Source organism: Bartonella phoceensis (genome assembly GCF_902825145.1).
GTDB lineage: Bacteria > Pseudomonadota > Alphaproteobacteria > Rhizobiales > Rhizobiaceae > Bartonella > Bartonella phoceensis.
This window is the reverse complement of sequence record NZ_CADEAD010000073.1, coordinates 1-258: the sequence shown is the minus strand read 5'-3', so window position 1 is coordinate 258 and position 258 is coordinate 1. Positions and strand designations below refer to the sequence as shown.

General features: G+C 43.4%; 1 protein-coding gene. It reads left to right on the top strand.

Going from position 1 to position 258, the window contains the following annotated elements; genetic code table 11:
• Positions 1–258 (top strand): CtrA inhibitor SciP (sciP, locus tag J7R07_RS08130; RefSeq protein ID WP_425489189.1); only part of this gene is annotated, 258 nt, incomplete at both ends.

Here is a 258-nt window from a genome sequence, read left to right as displayed (position 1 = left end):
TAAAAACACAAATGAAATATGTTATTGGGCCAGATGGGAGTCCGCTGACAATCGCTGATTTACCACCAAGAACAACAAGGCGTTGGGTGATCCGTCGCAAAGCTGAAGTTGTTGCGGCGGTGAGAGGTGGATTGTTAAGTCTTGATGAAGCGTGTCGACGCTATACTTTGACCGTAGAAGAGTTTCTTTCATGGCAAAGTTTAATAGATAAACACGGTTTAGCTGGATTACGAACGACTAGAATTCAACATTACAGGC